This is a genomic window from Pseudomonas sp. IT-232MI5 (assembly GCF_949767845.1).
GTDB lineage: Bacteria > Pseudomonadota > Gammaproteobacteria > Pseudomonadales > Pseudomonadaceae > Aquipseudomonas.
In genome coordinates this window covers 1-15,216 of the sequence record NZ_CATKQE010000017.1, presented here as the reverse complement: position 1 = coordinate 15,216, position 15,216 = coordinate 1, and the positions used below count along the sequence as shown (strand labels likewise).

Genomic DNA, 15,216 nt, shown 5'->3' with positions numbered 1-15,216 from the left:
GCCTGTAGAAAAGTTTATCCGGGATAAAAGTTCGGGCAGACTATGAAGTTCAAATTCAAAGCCCCGTCGCAATGGAAATTGCGACGGGGCTTTTGCATTACCGTCAGCCGACGAATTGCCACGGCGAGCCGCGACTACATCATTGATTGTGAACATTAGACGGGGTGCGCGGTTAACCTTCGTTCAGCTCAATTTTACCCATTGAGGTACTGACTTCGGTTATGTGTCGGCGACCGTAGACTTCGTATGTGCGGCTGCCGTCATCGCTTTCCGGTTTACGCAATGCCAGTTGCGCGAACAAACCATTCTTTTCGCTGTAACTGCCGAACCAGTCGATCAAAGCACCGATGTAACAATCATTGCCAATGAAGACCGGCAGGTCGGCGACTTTTTCAATGCTGTAATGCGCCGGGCCAAAGCTGTAGTAATCGTTTTCACCGGCGCCGGTAGCCGGAATAGGGCAGAGCGGTTCTTTTGAAGGGATAGCGGCGGTTTCATTTACTTTCGCCACTGCCAGATTGAGCGCTCGGTGCAGATCGGGTTCGAGTTCAAACGTGCTGTTGCCGTCATCTTTGTGTTGAAGAACGGGCACTTCGAGGTCGTAGCGATAACGGATCGTCATCGTAGGCACCTGGACGTTGATTTTCAGCGGGTTGAGCAAGTAGATCCGATCAGCGCCGTACTCGCTGTTTCGATAAGCCGCGTAAGTTTTGCCACGCAGGCTTATCCAGTCCACTGACTGATTGGCGCCGCGATCATTGGTGTAGAACAGCGAACTTTCAGGCTCAACAGAACGTTTGACGAACCGTTCTCCGTCGCGACGCCAGGTTTCCACATAGGTGAACAGACCGGTGCCCCCGGCGTAGGTATTCACAATTAGATCACGCTGCCCGTCGCCATCCAGATCCTGCAAGGTGTAAGAGGTCAGGCCGGTTTCGGCAGCGTCAGTGATCCGCGAAGCGGTCAACGCTCGCCATTCATTGGCAGTAACGCCTTTGGGCTGCGCTGTCGGAAAGTACGTTATCGAAGAGTCATCTTCATTGGCATCGCCGTGAAAACCGACGGCAGTCGTTTTGACGGCGAGCGCGGCGAGTGCCCGGTCCAGCGCAAATTCGGGATCATCTTTACTGGCGGCTTGAATGCGTTTTTGCAGATCGTCCAGCGCCTGTTCATCGAGGTCATCCGGTTGATAGGCAACCGCTGCCTGCCACTGCGCGCGTAACGCTTGCAGGCGTTCTTGATAGTGCTGGCTCAGGCACGAAACGTCTTCGGCGCATTCATTGCGGGCTTTTAACCACAGCCTTTGAGTGCGCTTGAGTTCAGCTTGTGCGGGAGCAGAGGCTCTGAATAAATCCCGATAAACCACACCCATCTGCGCATCCAGTTCATACAACTGATTGTTCGCGCAAACAGTGTTTTCGACGGCATTCGCCGCTTTTGTGCAATCCATTCCAGCCGCCATTGCCTGCTGAACAAACAGCAGAGCGCAGGCGGAAGCGATGTAGCGTCCTTTGATGTACACGATCTAAGCCTTGTAGTGGGAGGGTGTCCTAGTGCGCAGGGTAAAGGCTGGGTGAGGAATCTTGAAGCACTGGCTTCAGAGAAAAGCACTTCTGGCCGATAACCCATTCGGTGACTTCAAAGTCGCGCGAAATCACTTGATAGCATTTGGCCGCCAGTTATCATCTGCGCGCCTGAAATTGCCCTCACTTCAATTGCCTGGAAATCTTCGATGCTGTCGTATCACCAAAAGAGTTTTCTGATCGTCGATGATTTCTCGGATTTCCGCAGTTCCGTTCGTTCGATGTTGCGTGAGCTCGGGGTCAAGGACGTCGATACCGCCGACACCGGTGAGCAGGCGCTGAAGATGTGCGCGCAGAAGTCTTACGATTTCATTCTGCAGGATTTCCATCTTGGCGACGGTAAGAAAAACGGTCAGCAGGTACTCGAAGATCTGATGCTGGAAAAGCTCATCAGCCATGAAGCAGTGTTCGTCATGGTCACCGCCGAAACCAGCCAGGCGATGGTACTCAGTGCCCTGGAGCACGAGCCGGATGCGTACCTGACCAAACCGTTCAACCGTTCCGGCCTCGCCCAGCGCCTGGAGCGTCTGGAGCAGCGCAAGACGTTGCTCAAACCGATTCTGCAGGCCCTCGACCGTGGCAAACCGGTCGAGGTGCTAAACGCTTGTATCGCCTTGTGTAAGCAGGACATCCGTTATTCGCCACTGTGCCTGCGCTACCGCGCTGATGCGCTGCGCGACCTGAACCAGAACGAAGCGCTGGAGCGCCTCTACGACAGCATCATTGCTGACCGCCCATTGCCGTGGGCATTTGCCGGATTGGGCAAGTTGCTGTTCAAGCGAGGTCAGGTCGCACAGGCTAAAGGCGTTTATGAGAAAGCGCTGAAGGTGTTCCCGATGATGCCGTCTCTGTATGACGGTATGGCCGATGTGCTGGTATCGGAGGGCGATACCAAAGGCGCGCAACAGGTGCTCGAAGAGGCCATTCGTCTTTCGCCATTGGCGGTGCGCCGACAGGCATTGCTGGGCAAACTGGCGATGGCCAACGAGGATTTCGACACCGCTTCGCGTGCTTATCGTCAGGCAGTGTCGCAAGGTGCGCAATCGCGGTTCAAGGACCCGGAAAGTAACCTAGGTCTCGCTCACGCGTTGATCAGCAAGGGCAGCGAGCGCGGTCTCGACACGCGCACGCGTCTTGAGATCAACACCACCCTCAGCGCCGTGGCCAAAGAAAACCCGACCGATCCGGGCCTGCAGATTCGTGCACGTCTGATGAAAGCCACCAGCCTGCTCCTCAACGATGCCGAAACCGCCGACAAACTCACCGAGCAAGCGCTGATGCGTCTCGACGGCATGGAGCAGTTCATGAGTCCGGAAGCGGCGCTGCTGGTCGCCAAGCAATTGCAGATGCTCGGTCAGGCGGAGGCGGGCACCTCGATGCTCAAAAGCTGTGCGGAGATCTACGGTGACGACCCGGCGGTAATGAAAGACATCGCCAAGCTGACCGATGACCCGACTATTCTCAACTCCAGTAACGCTGCTGCCGACCTCAATCGTCAGGGCGTGCGAGTGTACAAGACCGGTAATCTGGTGGAGGCCCGCGAGGTCTTCCGCAAGGCGCTGAAGATGCAACCGAAGAACATCAGTATCGCCCTGAACATGGCCCAGTCGCTGCTCCACGGCACCGACACCAGTGTGCCGTCGGCGGAGCTGGAAGAATGTCGGGCCTGCCTGAAAATGGTCGGCCTGATGCCCGACACCGACGCGCGTTTTGCGCGTTATCAGAAGCTGAAAAGCAAGGCGTTTGGCGAATGAACCAAGACGAGCAGGCTCTGGATTTTTCCACGGTGATCGCCTCCACCGTCCACGACATGAAGAACTCGCTGGCCATGCTCATGCAGGCCCATAGCCAATGGCTGGCGCGCTTGCCTGAGGCGCAGCGCCAAGGCTCGGAGCAGGGTGTGATCGACTTCGAGTTCGCCCACCTCAATGGCATGCTGGTGCAGTTGCTCGGGCTGTATAAGCTCGGCGTCAACCAGATGCCGCTGCAACCGGCGTATCACGAACTGGACGACTTCATCGAGGCACAACTGGCGGCGCATCAAGAGGTGTTTGCCAGTCGCGGCATTATCGCCACCTATGAAGTCGACCCGCTAAGCCCGTTGGGTTTCTTCGACCGCGAACTGGTTGCCTCGGTGCTGGGTAACTGCATCAACAATGCGATTCGTTATGCCCGCGAATCCCTGCTGATTACCGTCAGCGACGAGGCCGGGCAACTGGTGCTGAGCATCAACGACGACGGCGACGGTTACCCGGTCGAAATGCTCGAGCGTCAGGCCGATTATGTGCAAGGCATCAACCACAGCAGCGGCAGCACCGGCCTCGGGTTGTATTTCGCCAATCGCATCGCGGCGCTGCATCAGCGCAACGGTGTCGAAGGTCGCACCGAAATCCGCAATGGCGGGCCATTGGGCGGCGGCGTCTTCAGCCTCTACCTACCCTGAACGCAAATCCCCTTGCAGGTGCTGCCGAAGGGAGCATTCGCGTTGTCTGTTTTTTTGTTTGACGCTGCTTGATATTCCGAACAGCCGAAGCCTATTTTGTACGGGTCGCCGTTCGCGGCTCGCACAATAACAAGGATTGCGTCATGACAACCGATGGCCAGCGTTCACTCGCGCAGCGATTGACCGGCATTGATGAGATTGAATGTGTCACGCCGGATTTGAACGGCGTACCACGGGGTAAAGTGATGACCGCCGAGGGTTTCCTCGAAGGGCGGCGTTTGCAGCTGGCGCGGGGAGTGCTGCTGCAATGCATCATGGGCGGTTACCCGGCAGCGCGTTTTTATGGCAGCGATGACGGAGACTTGGCGCTGGTCGCCGAGCCGACCCAGATCCATCGTTTGCCATGGAGCGACGACCCGCGAGCCCTGGCTATTTGCGACGCCGATGAACTGACCGGCGAAAGCTCCAATCTGTCGTCCCGTGGCCAGTTGAAAAAAGTCATTGCCCGTTACGCCGAGCGCGGCCTGGCGCCGGTGGTGGCGACCGAGCTGGAATTCTTTGTCTTCGCGCCGAACACCGATCCGACCCAACCATTTCGGCCTCCCGTCGGTCTCGACGGTCGCCGCGAGGATGGCCAGTCCGCGTTCAGCATCAGCTCCAATAACGGTCTGCGCCATTCTTCAACGAAGTCTATAAATGCATGGCCGCCCTCGGTCTGCCGCGCGATACCTTCATGCACGAGATGGGCGTCAGCCAGTTCGAGATCAATCTGCTGCACGGCGATCCGCTGTTACTCGCCGACCAGACCTTCCTGTTCAAGCACCTGCTCAAGGAAGTTGCGCTCAAGCATGGCCTGACCGTGGTCTGCATGGCCAAACCGCTGGCCCACACGCCGGGCAGTTCGATGCACATTCATCAGAGCATCGTCGAGATCGCCAGCGGCAAGAATGTCTTCAGTGATGCGCACGGTGAACCGACCGCGATGTTCCGCCACTTCATCGGCGGTCAACAGGCGGGCATGGCCGATTTCACCGCACTGTTTGCACCCAATGTGAATTCCTATCAGCGCCTTTGCCATCCCTATGCATCGCCGAACAACGCGTGCTGGTCCCACGACAACCGTGCGGCTGGCCTGCGGATTCCGGCGAGTGCGGCGGTCGCTCGTCGGGTCGAAAACCGCTTGCCGGGCGCCGATGCCAATCCGTACCTGGCGATCGCCGCCAGTCTGGCCGCCGGGCTGCATGGGATCGAGCATGAGCTGGAACCGACCGAGGCCATACAGGGCGAGTTCGAGGTGCCGGACAATCTCTCGCTGCCGTGTACTTTGCATGCCGCACTCGAACGTCTGAAACGTAGCCAATTGGCGAGGGAACTGTTCGGACAGGAGTTCATCGAAGGCTACATCGCTTCGAAGACCATGGAGTTGACCAGCTTCTTTGATGAAATCACTCCCTGGGAACGGCGTGTTCTAGCAGCCCAGGCCTGACGAACTGTCGCCACCGGGCTATCGTTTTGATAGTCCGGTCTTTACTGCAAGGAGCCGCTCGGAACGCCGATGCGCCAAATCTGGAAATCCTTTCGAGCGTTGTATTTCGCCTCGCTGATGATGTTGATCGGCTCGGGCCTTCTATCCACTTATCTGGCCTTGCGTCTGGCCGCTGACAATGTCGATGGGCTGTGGGTCGGTGCGCTGATGGCGGCCAACTATTTCGGTCTGGTGCTGGGCGGCAAGATCGGTCACCGACTGATTGCCCGGGTCGGGCATATCCGCGCTTATTCTGCGTGTGCCGGGATTGTCGGGGCGGCGGTGCTGGGCCATGGGCTGGTCGATTGGCTGCCGGCGTGGCTGGTGCTGCGGACCATCGTCGGTCTGGGCATGATGTGCCAGTACATGGTGATCGAGAGCTGGCTCAACGAGCAGGCGGATGCCAATCAGCGAGGTCTGGTGTTCAGCGGTTACATGATCGCTTCGTACCTGGGCCTGGTGCTCGGTCAACTGATTCTGGTCATGCATCCGGGCTTGGGCCTGGAACTGCTGATGCTGGTCGCGCTGTGCTTTGCGCTGTGTCTGGTACCGGTGACGTTGACTCGGCGGATTCACCCGGCGCCCCTGCATCCGGCACCGATGGAACCGCGCTTCTTTATCAAGCGCGTGCCGCAGTCGCTGAGTACGGTGCTCGGTGCCGGTTTGATCATTGGTTCGTTCTATGGTCTGGCGCCGCTGTATGCCTCGCAGCAAGGGCTGTCGACCGAGCAGGTCGGTCTGTTCATGGGTAGCTGCATCTTTGCCGGTTTGTTGGTGCAGTGGCCGTTGGGCTGGTTGTCCGACCGTTATGACCGGGCGCTGCTGATTCGCTGCTTTGCCGGGTTCCTGGCGGTGGCGGCGCTGCCGTTGGCGGTACTGCCGCAGGTGCCGCTGGAGGTGCTGTTCGGGGTTGGCTTCCTGTGCTCACTGGTGCAGTTCTGCCTGTATCCGCTGGCGGTGGCGTTCTCCAATGACCATGTGGAAGGTGATCGGCGGGTGTCGCTGACGGCGATGCTGTTGGTGACTTACGGTGTTGGTGCGAGCATCGGACCGTTACTGGCGGGCGTGCTGATGAAACTGTTCGGCAGTCAGAGCCTTTATGCGTTCTTCAGCTTCTTCGCGCTGGTGCTGGTGTGGCGGATCCGGCCGAAAGCCGTGACCAATCTGCATCAGGTCGACGACGCGCCACTGCATCACGTGGCCATGCCCGACAGTATGTCCAGCTCGCCACTGGTAGCGGCCCTCGACCCTCGAGTAGACGAGCAGGTGGTGCAGGAGCAGATGGTGCAGGACCCTTTGCAGGCGCCGACAACGCCTGAGCCTGAGCCTGAGCCTGAAGCCGATGCGCAGCCAGAGCTTGCAGCAGAAGCGGAGCCTGATAGTGGCAGTGACAAGCCTGCTCCGGATCTCAGTGGCGGCAGACCTTGAACTGAACAAAACGCATGGCGCATAAAAAAGGGCAGCCCTGGGCTGCCCTTTTTATTGGCCGGACGAATCAGAGATCGTCTTTGTCGAAACGGCGTGCCTCACGTTGCAGCTGATACACAAAACGCTCAACATTGCGCGCGGCCTGACCACTGATGTTGTGGAAACGCAGGCCGGCGAAGGTGATGTTGAGTTTTTCTTCGAAGTGCAGATAACGCAGTTCAACGGAGGTCGGCTGGTTGCCGAACAGCGGCGGGGCAATCAGGCGGTCATAGACCTGGCCCAGTTGCAGGCGATCAGTGATATCGCCTTCGAAACGCAGCTTGCAGCCGGTCGCGGAGATATCCAGCAGTTTGCCGTTGATCGGCGCCTTGAGCTTTTCTCCGCCCAATTCAACGCTGACCAGATCAGTCAGCTTCAGTGCGGCGCGGAAAGCATTGCGGCGCTGGTGATAAACCACTTCGGTCGGTAGCTCGCCGGTGTAGAAGCGGTCACCGTCGGATTCCTCGATATTCAACGTGCCGGTGCATTCCCAGGCAATGCGCACACCGTCATGAAAGCCTTCGACCTTGAACGGCTCGCCGGCCAGCAGGAAACGTTCGCCGTCACGCGGGATCATCTCGTCCAGCGCGATCGAAGCGCTGTCGCGGTCGACTTTGATCAGATAGCTCTGGAAGCGCTGGCTGCGCTCATGAAAGGTAATGATCAGCGGATCGTGGCTTTCTTGCAGCTGGCGCAGGTTGCTGGAGATTTCCAGTGGCGTGGTGAGCACCTTAGGGGGCTGCGGAGCATCATCCGCGCTGAGGGCGTTGGACACGGTTAATCAATCTCCAGACAAAATATGACGACTAGCCAGCATTTTGCCAGCATGTTCCGCGGGTTGATAGAGCTGGCGCATCAACGGCTCATGCCTGGCTGAGCGGACGCGGTATAGCGGGTTTGGCAAAGGTGCCACTGGCGTTATAAAGCGCTGGCGCTTCACCGCCGGTGAGGATCTTCAGCTGATTGGCCGTGGCGGCCTGCTGGATCTGAATGGACTGGCCGTTCTTGACGTTGGCGGCCTGGCATTGAGCGATCAGATCGGTCAATGCATCGCCTTGCGTCAACAGCTGCTCGCCAATGCTCGACTGGCTGGCCAGTTGCACAAGGCCTGTACGATCAGTCGGCAGGTTGAGGCTGGCGAGGATTTCGCTGCGTTTGCGGCCATGCTGTTCAAGCAGAATGATCAATGCCTGTTTGTGCGCCAGAATTTCTTCCAGCAGGGGCATGTCGCGACCGTGCAACGCGAGAGATTCGGTTTGCAGCAACTCCAGCAATTGTTGAGCTGGAGCAAAGTCGTCGTTGATCAGTTGCAATAAATTAGTGTCGTGCATGGCTGGCCTTGGGTGTTAAGCGTCCAAAAGCCTCGCGCCGGCAAAGGCCTAGCGCTGGGCTTCGAAGTTGAGCAGTTTGCTGGCTACACGGTTGCTGTCGACTTTATAGCTGCCATCGGCAATCGCGGCTTTCAACTCGGCCACACGGGCTTTGTCGACAGCAGGTTGATCGCGCAGCTTGTCAGTGACCTTCTGCAACTGTTGAGCCTCATTGCTGAGGTGTACCGATTCCCCGCTTTTTGCGGTACTGGCCTGTTCGGCCGGGGTATTCAGCGGCGCGGAGGTGCCGGTTTCGGCGGTTTCCTTGGCGTTGCTGGTACGTGTACTGCCCGTAAGTGACGAGGAGCTGTTCAAACGGCTGAAATCGATGACCATGATAAAAACCTCTGGGAATTTGGACGCTTGCCATGTTTTCGGCCATCCCCTGGAAAACTTTAGGCACATTTACAATGAGCCTTGCATGCGCCGGCGCGTGTCCTGCTGCGGCACAGTTTAGGGAACAGCCGGGGCTAGCGCCAGTTTTCTACATCGCCACTTCCACTTGGCCCGGCGCGGTGACTTGCGCCTTGATGACCCGTTGCGAGTTGAGGTTTTTCACCCGGATCTGTTCTTTCAAACCGCCATTGGCCAGCGCTTCACCGGGCATGCGCACGGCGAGCGTGCCGCTGCGCGCAGTGATGACCACCTGATCGCCCTTGCGAATGACTTCGGCCTGTTCCAGATGAACCAGGGTAATGACCTGATCGGCTACCGTTGGTCGGGTCAATTTCTGCCCGATCGCTTCGTCTACCGAGGTCAGAAAGCCTTGGTTGATCGTGCTCACGTCGCGCTCTCGCAGGGTCACGTCCTGTGGCTCGATAATCCCTGCGCGTTTCAGCGGTCGGGTAGTTGTCACAATCTCGCGAAACAGGCGGACTTGAGCGGGCACGAACACGGTCCAGGGCGAGGCGCCCTCACAGCGGACCTTCACGGTAACCCGGCCCAAAGGACGTGCCGGGCTCTCCAGAGTCGCTGTCAATTCCTTGTCGCACATAGGCATGCGCATACGCGGATCGAGCTGGTTTACTTCGATTTCATAGCGGCCTTCCGTTTGACTGGTAGCCAGATAGTCTTCTACGGTGAATTCAAGAAAGCCCTGAGTGACGCCGATAAGCATGTCAGGCAAGGTAACCGCATCAGCAATGGCAGGGCTGCCAGCAAAAGAGCAGCAAATGGCGCACGCGACACAAAGCCCTCTGCGAAGAGGTGATGTCAGGCGTCGGAAAAATGTCGTTTGAGCGTTCATACGAGTTAAAAAGCAAGCGCCGTGCCGTTTAGCAATGAATGTGCGTCGCAACAACACTTGGCGTTGGTGTAGGAGTCTGGGGCATGGCTGGTGTAATGGATTCGGTGAACCAGCGCACGCAACTGGTAGGGCAGAATCGCCTGGAGCTGTTGTTGTTCCGTCTCGACGGTCAGCAGCTCTATGGAATCAACGTGTTCAAGGTGCGGGAAGTGTTGCAGTGCCCGTCGCTGACGTTGATGCCCAAGTCCAGTCCTGTCGTGTGCGGGGTGGCAAATATCCGGGGGGCGACCATTCCGATCCTTGATCTGGCAATGGCCACCGGTTCCGGAGCGTTGAAAGACAAGAACAACCCGTTCGTGATCATCACGGAGTACAACACCAAGACCCAGGGTTTCCTGGTCCGCTCGGTGGAGCGCATCGTCAACATGAACTGGGAAGAGATTCATCCACCACCCAAGGGCACGGGTCGCGATCATTACTTGACCGCTGTGACTCGGGTGGACAATCAGTTAGTCGAAATCATCGACGTCGAGAAAGTGCTGGCGGAAGTTGCGCCGACACCGGAAGCGATTTCGGTGGGCGTGGTCGATGTCGAGACCCAGACCAAAGCACTGTCGTTGCGTGTCTTGACGGTCGATGACTCGTCGGTGGCGCGCAAGCAGGTCACGCGTTGTCTGCAGACCATCGGTGTCGAAGTGGTGGCGCTGAACGACGGCAAACAGGCGCTGGATTACCTGCGCAAGCTGGTCGATGAGGGCAAGAAGCCGGAAGAAGAGTTCCTGATGATGATTTCCGACATCGAGATGCCGGAGATGGACGGGTACACCCTGACGGCGGAAATCCGCGGCGACGCACGCATGCAAAAGCTTCATATCATCCTGCATACTTCGTTGTCGGGGGTATTCAATCAGGCGATGGTCAAGAAAGTCGGTGCCGATGACTTTTTGGCCAAATTCCGCCCTGATGACCTCGCATCCCGGGTAGTCGACCGGATCAAAGCAGCAGATATCAGCTAGGGGCGTTTTGTCCCTGGCGGTCAACACGATTTAAGAGGCGGCATCATTGTCTACGGGTAATTTGGATTTCGAACAGTTCCGGGTCTTCCTGGAAAAAGCCTGTGGCATTCTGCTCGGTGAAAACAAGCAGTACCTGGTCTCGAGCCGTCTCAACAAACTGATGGAGCAGCAAGGCATCAAATCCTTGGGTGAGCTGGTTCAGCGCATCCAGACCCAGCCGCGCAGCGGTTTGCGCGAGCAAGTGGTCGATGCCATGACGACCAACGAAACCCTGTGGTTTCGTGACACCTATCCGTTTGAAGTCTTGAAGAACAAGGTGCTGCCTGAAGCAATCAAGGCCAGCCCCAACCAGCGTCTGCGGATCTGGTCGGCAGCGTGCTCGTCGGGTCAGGAACCGTACTCGCTGTCGATGTCGATCGACGAGTTCGAGCGGTCCAACCTTGGCCAGTTGAAGATGGGCGTGCAGATTGTTGCGACCGACCTGTCCGGCCTCATGCTGACCAACTGCAAGACTGGCGAGTACGACAGCCTGGCCATCGGTCGCGGTTTGTCGCCGGAACGTCTGCAGCGTTACTTCGACCCGAAAGGGCCGGGGCGCTGGGTAATCAAGGCGCCGATCAAGAACCGCGTGGAGTTCCGCTCGTTCAACCTGCTCGACAGCTATGCCGCGCTGGGCAAGTTCGACATCGTGTTCTGCCGCAACGTGTTGATCTACTTCTCTGCCGAAGTGAAGAAAGACATTCTGTTGCGCATTCACAGCACGTTGAAGCCGGGTGGTTATCTGTTCCTTGGCGCTTCCGAAGCGCTGAACGGTTTGCCGGACCATTACCAGATGGTGCAGTGCAGCCCGGGGATCATTTACCAGGCGAAGTGAAGCATGCGGAAAAAAGGGAGCCCTCAAGGGCTCCTTTTTTTTGCCGCATGCTTCACGTAGGAGCTGCCGAAGGCTGCGATCTTTTGATTTTGTTTTTTAAGAACAAGATCAAAAGATCGTCCGATCGCGGCCCGAGCCTTCGGCAGCTCCTACAGGGGGAGGTGTTAACAGGAAGAAGCGGCAGAAAAGCGGCATCCGGCGGAAACCGGTTGCCGCTTTTCTGGCATTGCCGCTTTGCCGACTCCCGGCAAAGCCCCGGTTTATGTGGGTTTTGTGGTTTGGCACGGCCCTTGCTAAAGCTCAGTTACGAAAAACCGGTCACCTGAAGGTTCCCGACATGAGCATCAGCTTCGATAAAGCGCTCGGCATTCACGAAAAGGCATTGGGCTTCCGCGCCCAGCGTGCCGAAGTGCTGGCCAACAACATCGCCAACGCCGATACCCCGAACTACAAGGCGCGGGATCTGGACTTCTCCAAAGTGCTTGAAGCACAGACCCAGAAAAATGCGAACGGCACCATCGCCCTGAACATGACCAACAGCCGTCACATCGAAGCTGAAGGCCTGGGCAACGGCGACGAATCGCTGATGTATCGCACGCCGATGCAACCGTCGATCGACCAGAACACCGTGGACGCCCAACTGGAACAGTCGAACTACGCGGAAAACGCCGTCGGCTTCCAGGCCAGCTTCACCCTGCTCAACAGCAAATTCAAAGGGCTGGTGTCAGCCCTGCGCGGAGAGTAATCCATGTCCCTGTCCAGCGTTTTCAACATTGCCGGCAGCGGCATGAGCGCACAGACCACGCGTCTGAACACCGTGGCCTCGAACATCGCCAACGCCGAAACCGTCTCCTCGAGCATCGATCAGACCTATCGCGCCCGTCACCCGGTGTTCGCCACCATGTTCCAGGGCGGCCAGAACAGCGGCAGCAACTCGCTGTTCCAGAGCCAGGACGCGGCCGGTCAAGGCGTACAGGTGCTCGGCGTGGTCGAAGACCAGAGCAACCTCGAAGCGCGCTACGAGCCGAATCATCCGGCAGCCGACGCCAAAGGCTACGTCTACTACCCGAACGTCAACGTGGTGGAAGAAATGGCTGACATGATTTCCGCGAGCCGGTCCTTCCAGACCAACGCCGAAATGATGAACACCGCCAAAACCATGATGCAGAAGGTACTGACCCTCGGTCAGTAATAAGGGGCGACGGCCATGAGTGTTTCCGATACCACCAGCAGCTTGAGCATGAATGACATCCTGGCGAACTCGTCGAAAAAGACCAGTTCGACCACCGGTGGCATTGCTTCGGCCACTAACAGCGCCACCGGCGGCCAGGCCCTGGGCAAGGACGCGTTCCTGCAATTGCTGGTCACCCAGCTGAAAAACCAGAACCCGCTTGATCCGCAGGACAACAGCGCCTTCGTTGCGCAGTTGGCGCAGTTCAGCAGCCTGGAAGGCATCACCACGCTGAACAGCACGGTCAGTTCGCTGGCCGGCAACTACAACTCCTCGCAAGCCTTGCAGGCTTCGTCGCTGGTGGGTCGCAATGTGATCGTGCAGACCAACTCGGTTCAGCTCGACGATCCGAGCAAAGGCATGACCGGTTCGGTCACCGTTCCGTCGTCGATTGCCGGCGGCACCGTGAGCATCACCGACAGCAGCGGCGCGGTGGTTCGCACCATCGATCTGGGCAGTCGCGCCGCAGGCGCCGCGAGCTTCACCTGGGACGGCAAGGACAAGGACGGCAATCTGGTCAAGACCGGTACCTATACCGTCAAGGCCAACGCATCGATCAATGGCACCTCGACCGATATGGCGACGTACCTGCCGGCCACCGTCACCAGCGTGACGATCAGCCAGACCGGCGGCGAACTGATGCTCAACCTGTCCGGCAAGGGCACCGTTGCCCTGTCCAAAGTACAAACCATTGGTATATAGAGCCGACTAACCGGCACAAAGGAGTGGAATATGTCTTTCAATATCGGCCTTAGCGGTCTCTATGCAGCCAACAAACAACTGGACGTGACCGGCAACAACATCGCCAACGTCGCGACCGCCGGTTTCAAATCGTCCCGTGCAGAATTCGAAGACGTCTACTCGGCCACTCGCCTGGGTAGCGGCAGCAAAGTGATCGGCAACGGCGTGCGCCTGGCCAACGTGTCCCAGCAGTTCACCCAGGGTGACATCAACAACACCGGTAACGTGCTGGACATGGGCATCAACGGTTCGGGCTTCTTCACCATGAGCAACAACGGCTCGGTGTCCTACACCCGTGCCGGTACGTTCAAGGTCGACAACGCCGGTTACATCACCAACACCGACTACACCTCGCGCCTGCAGGGTTACGGTGTGGACGCCAACGGCAAGATCATCAACGGCGTGTTGACCGACCTGAAGATTGATACTTCGAACCTGGCGCCGAAATCGACTTCCCTGGTGACGTCGAGCATCAACTTGAACTCGACTGCGCCGGTGATCGTTGATACCGGCACCAACGCCGTCAAGTTCGACCCAAGCAAGCTTGAGACGTACACGAAGAGCTTCAGCACTCCGATCTACGACTCGCAGGGCAACTCGCACGTCATGGATCAGTACATGGTGAAAACCGGCCAAAACACTTGGAAGGTTTACACCCTGGTGGACGGGCGTAATCCGGATGCAACCGGTAGCAATCCACTCACGACGCCTCCAACTGCTTCGACACTGACGTTTGACAGTTCGGGCAATCTGACCCAGGTCAGCACACCTAACCCGGCGGATCCGGCCAATCCGATCATCAGCAGCGACTTGAAGCTGGCCAATTGGAAGCCGGGCAACGTGGTCAACGGTAACTTTGTACCTAACGGCGCAGCAGCCAACACGGCTGGCGTGACCATCTCCATGTCCAAGACCACTCAGTACAACGCTGACACCGCGCGTTCGATTCCGACTCAGGACGGTTACGCCACTGGCCAGATCACCAACCTGACCATCGACGGCACCGGTACTTTGTTTGCCAACTTCAGCAACAACCAGAGCAAGGCCATCGGCCAGGTTGCGCTCGCCAGCTTCACCAACGAACAAGGCCTGCAGGCTATCGGTGGCACCAGCTGGAAAGAGACGTTCGCTTCGGGTATCCCGGGCTACGACGCTCCGGAAACCGGTACTTTGGGTTCGATTGCTTCCAACTCGCTGGAAGAGTCGAACGTTAACCTGACCAACGAGCTGGTGGACCTGATCAAAGGCCAGAGCAACTATCAGGCGAACGCCAAGACCATTTCCACTCAGAGCACCATCATGCAGACCATCATTCAGATGACCTGATGTGATCTGAGAGCTGCACTGAAAACCGACGCCAGAGCGTCGGTTTTTTTATGCGCGTTGCTAAATTTACATTCACCATTGAACCGTTTGTCGGAATTTATGGTTCGGAAGTTGCAACCCCGTCCAGTAGAGGACCTTCGCGTCAAAACTTTGCACAACCTGCTTCATTGAGCCAGGACACTGTATGGCCATATGGAAATCAGGAAGCTTCTACCTAGTTTCAACGTAGTTTCCAACACAAAAACACAAGGATGATGTAATGGCGATAATTAACGGGACCACTGGTGCAGATAATCTGCTCGGCACTGCGGGCGATGATCAGATAAGCGGTTTGGCTGGCAATGATGTCTTGAATGGCGGGGACGGTAATGATCTATTGATCGGCGGCGCAGGC

15 protein-coding genes and 1 pseudogene are annotated in these 15,216 nt (G+C 57.6%); 11 read left to right on the top strand and 5 right to left on the bottom strand.

Annotated features, from left to right (window positions below):
* Positions 1-172: 172 nt before the first annotated feature.
* The gene (locus ACM6JQ_RS13235) at positions 173-1,450 is read right to left on the bottom strand and encodes a lysozyme inhibitor LprI family protein (RefSeq protein WP_414893965.1); all 1,278 of its coding nucleotides are present in this window, start codon (positions 1,448-1,450) and stop codon (positions 173-175) included.
* Between the two features lie 282 nt (positions 1,451-1,732).
* Here ACM6JQ_RS13235 and ACM6JQ_RS13230 point away from each other — a divergent pair, with 282 nt between their 5' ends.
* The 4 genes and pseudogenes from ACM6JQ_RS13230 (at position 1,733) to ACM6JQ_RS13215 (ending at position 6,979) form a co-directional block, all read left to right on the top strand.
* Entirely contained in the window at positions 1,733-3,337 is a 1,605-nt protein-coding gene (locus ACM6JQ_RS13230) for a response regulator (RefSeq protein ID WP_414893964.1), read from the top strand.
* Positions 3,334-4,026, top strand: a complete 693-nt coding sequence (locus ACM6JQ_RS13225) for a sensor histidine kinase (RefSeq protein ID WP_095114524.1) — start codon at positions 3,334-3,336, stop codon at positions 4,024-4,026. The genes ACM6JQ_RS13230 and ACM6JQ_RS13225 overlap by 4 nt, the downstream gene beginning before the upstream one ends.
* Positions 4,027-4,271: 245 nt before the next feature.
* Positions 4,272-5,512, top strand: a pseudogene (locus tag ACM6JQ_RS13220) (glutamine synthetase family protein).
* 69 nt (positions 5,513-5,581) lie between these two features.
* The gene (locus ACM6JQ_RS13215; RefSeq protein WP_095114526.1) at positions 5,582-6,979 is read left to right on the top strand and encodes an MFS transporter; all 1,398 of its coding nucleotides are present in this window, start codon (positions 5,582-5,584) and stop codon (positions 6,977-6,979) included.
* Between the two features lie 67 nt (positions 6,980-7,046).
* On the opposite strand, the gene ACM6JQ_RS13210 is transcribed toward ACM6JQ_RS13215, so the two are convergent.
* The 4 genes from ACM6JQ_RS13210 to flgA all read right to left on the bottom strand — a co-directional run bounded on the left by ACM6JQ_RS13210 (position 7,047) and on the right by flgA (position 9,634).
* Positions 7,047-7,793, bottom strand: a complete 747-nt coding sequence (locus ACM6JQ_RS13210; protein WP_007917600.1) for a flagellar brake protein — start codon at positions 7,791-7,793, stop codon at positions 7,047-7,049.
* Positions 7,794-7,881: 88 nt separating this feature from the next.
* On the bottom strand, positions 7,882-8,349 hold the full coding sequence (locus ACM6JQ_RS13205; RefSeq protein WP_007917598.1) for a flagella synthesis protein FlgN: 468 nt from the start codon (positions 8,347-8,349) through the stop codon (positions 7,882-7,884).
* A 48-nt stretch (positions 8,350-8,397) separates the two neighbouring features.
* Positions 8,398-8,724 carry a flagellar biosynthesis anti-sigma factor FlgM gene (flgM, locus tag ACM6JQ_RS13200; RefSeq protein ID WP_007960324.1) on the bottom strand — a complete coding sequence of 109 codons (327 nt, stop codon included), beginning with the start codon at positions 8,722-8,724 and terminating at the stop codon, positions 8,398-8,400.
* A 148-nt stretch (positions 8,725-8,872) separates the two neighbouring features.
* Positions 8,873-9,634, bottom strand: a complete 762-nt coding sequence (flgA, locus tag ACM6JQ_RS13195; RefSeq protein ID WP_081498755.1) for a flagellar basal body P-ring formation chaperone FlgA — start codon at positions 9,632-9,634, stop codon at positions 8,873-8,875.
* A gap of 83 nt (positions 9,635-9,717) precedes the next feature.
* On the opposite strand from flgA, the gene ACM6JQ_RS13190 reads away from it, so the two are divergent.
* The 7 genes from ACM6JQ_RS13190 to ACM6JQ_RS13160 form a co-directional block, all read left to right on the top strand.
* Complete coding sequence (locus tag ACM6JQ_RS13190; RefSeq protein ID WP_007917585.1) at positions 9,718-10,650, top strand: chemotaxis protein CheV; 933 nt, start codon at positions 9,718-9,720, stop codon at positions 10,648-10,650.
* Between the two features lie 46 nt (positions 10,651-10,696).
* Positions 10,697-11,524 carry a protein-glutamate O-methyltransferase CheR gene (gene cheR, locus ACM6JQ_RS13185; RefSeq protein WP_007917583.1) on the top strand — a complete coding sequence of 276 codons (828 nt, stop codon included), beginning with the start codon at positions 10,697-10,699 and terminating at the stop codon, positions 11,522-11,524.
* Between the two features lie 337 nt (positions 11,525-11,861).
* Complete coding sequence (gene flgB, locus ACM6JQ_RS13180; protein ID WP_007917581.1) at positions 11,862-12,269, top strand: flagellar basal body rod protein FlgB; 408 nt, start codon at positions 11,862-11,864, stop codon at positions 12,267-12,269.
* A 3-nt stretch (positions 12,270-12,272) separates the two neighbouring features.
* Positions 12,273-12,716, top strand: coding sequence for a flagellar basal body rod protein FlgC (gene flgC / locus ACM6JQ_RS13175; protein WP_003227217.1), 444 nt, complete (start codon positions 12,273-12,275; stop codon positions 12,714-12,716).
* Positions 12,717-12,731: 15 nt separating this feature from the next.
* Positions 12,732-13,457, top strand: a complete 726-nt coding sequence (gene flgD / locus ACM6JQ_RS13170) for a flagellar hook assembly protein FlgD (protein WP_007917578.1) — start codon at positions 12,732-12,734, stop codon at positions 13,455-13,457.
* A gap of 30 nt (positions 13,458-13,487) precedes the next feature.
* The gene (flgE, locus tag ACM6JQ_RS13165; protein ID WP_016983978.1) at positions 13,488-14,822 is read left to right on the top strand and encodes a flagellar hook protein FlgE; all 1,335 of its coding nucleotides are present in this window, start codon (positions 13,488-13,490) and stop codon (positions 14,820-14,822) included.
* A 259-nt stretch (positions 14,823-15,081) separates the two neighbouring features.
* Positions 15,082-15,216: calcium-binding protein (locus ACM6JQ_RS13160; protein WP_414893966.1), on the top strand; the 135-nt coding region annotated here is incomplete at its 3' end.

Coding starts and splice junctions, on each gene's coding strand:
- ACM6JQ_RS13205 (WP_007917598.1), bottom strand. CDS start 8,349: ATGCACGACACTAATTTATTGCAACTGATCAACGACGACTTTGCTCCA.
- flgE (WP_016983978.1), top strand. CDS start 13,488: ATGTCTTTCAATATCGGCCTTAGCGGTCTCTATGCAGCCAACAAACAA.
- ACM6JQ_RS13230 (WP_414893964.1), top strand. CDS start 1,733: ATGCTGTCGTATCACCAAAAGAGTTTTCTGATCGTCGATGATTTCTCG.
- ACM6JQ_RS13190 (WP_007917585.1), top strand. CDS start 9,718: ATGGCTGGTGTAATGGATTCGGTGAACCAGCGCACGCAACTGGTAGGG.
- flgD (WP_007917578.1), top strand. CDS start 12,732: ATGAGTGTTTCCGATACCACCAGCAGCTTGAGCATGAATGACATCCTG.
- flgB (WP_007917581.1), top strand. CDS start 11,862: ATGAGCATCAGCTTCGATAAAGCGCTCGGCATTCACGAAAAGGCATTG.
- flgC (WP_003227217.1), top strand. CDS start 12,273: ATGTCCCTGTCCAGCGTTTTCAACATTGCCGGCAGCGGCATGAGCGCA.
- ACM6JQ_RS13235 (WP_414893965.1), bottom strand. CDS start 1,450: ATGGATTGCACAAAAGCGGCGAATGCCGTCGAAAACACTGTTTGCGCG.
- ACM6JQ_RS13215 (WP_095114526.1), top strand. CDS start 5,582: ATGCGCCAAATCTGGAAATCCTTTCGAGCGTTGTATTTCGCCTCGCTG.
- flgA (WP_081498755.1), bottom strand. CDS start 9,634: ATGAACGCTCAAACGACATTTTTCCGACGCCTGACATCACCTCTTCGC.
- flgM (WP_007960324.1), bottom strand. CDS start 8,724: ATGGTCATCGATTTCAGCCGTTTGAACAGCTCCTCGTCACTTACGGGC.
- ACM6JQ_RS13225 (WP_095114524.1), top strand. CDS start 3,334: ATGAACCAAGACGAGCAGGCTCTGGATTTTTCCACGGTGATCGCCTCC.